The organism is Curvibacter sp. GW821-FHT01G03 (assembly GCF_059422285.1).
The window spans coordinates 1-1,009 of the sequence record NZ_JBWKWP010000053.1 but is presented as its reverse complement, the minus strand read 5'-3'; the positions used below and the strand labels follow the sequence as shown (position 1 = coordinate 1,009).

At 56.9% G+C, this 1,009-nt stretch carries 1 pseudogene; it reads right to left on the bottom strand.

The window, feature by feature from the left end:
• Window positions 1-39: 39 nt before the first annotated feature.
• Window positions 40-1,009 (bottom strand): annotated as a pseudogene (locus tag AC07VS_RS28770) (IS3 family transposase); the annotation flags it as partial.

The window sequence follows — 1,009 nt, the reverse complement described above, 5'->3', positions numbered from 1 at the left end:
GTGAGGTTGCCCCTGAAAATCGGAGTGCATAACCGGTCTTCAAGCGGCAGATTTGTGCTGCGCCGCCAACCAGCGATTTTCGTACTGCATAGGGCTCATGTAGCCCAACGTCGAATGTAGCCGGGAATGGTTGTAGAACCCGATCCATTCCAAAATCACCTGCCTTGCTTGGACTCTGGTCGCGAATTTTCGACCATGAACACAAGCTGTTTTCAAATGTCCCCACAGGCTCTCGGTAGGGGCGTTATCCCAGCAATTCCCCTTGCGACTCATTGAACTGACAATGCCCCGGCCCTTGAGTGTCCGTTGGAAATCATCGCTGCAATATTGACTGCCCCTATCGCTGTGAAAGATCAGGCCCCTGGCAGGTCGGCGACGCCAACAGGCCATCAGCAACGCATCCTTGACCAGGCTAGTTTGCATGTGCGTTTGCAGGCTCCAGCCCACCACCTGACGACTGTGCAGGTCCAGCACTGCTGCCAGGTACAGCCACCCCTCGTCCGTGGCGATATACGTGATGTCGCCGCTCCACAGTTGGTTGGGTGCTGGTGGATTGAACTGTCGCTGGACCAAATCGGCTGCCACCGGCAATCGGTGTCTGCTATCGGTGGTGACCACGAATTTGCGCTTCGTCTTAGCTCGGATGCCGTGTTGTTGCATCAGCTTGCGTACCCGGTCTTTGCCGACTCGGATGCCCCTGACTAACAGCTCCTTGTGCATGCGTGGCCAGCCATATTCACCCTTGACCTCGGCATGGATGGCTCGCATATGGGCGAGCACAGCCTCGTCGCTGTGAAACCGCGTGGGCCCATCGTGGCCACTCTTGCCGGCCCGGCCCCAACTGAAATATCCACTGGGGCTGACTTGCAGGACCTCGCACATCAGCGTGATCGGCCAGCGTTGCCTCATCGATTGAATCCAGGCGTACTTTGCAGCACATCCTGTGCAAAGTACGCCGCCGCTTTTTTTGCAATATCTCGCTCCATCTTCAGGCGTGCAACTTCAGCCT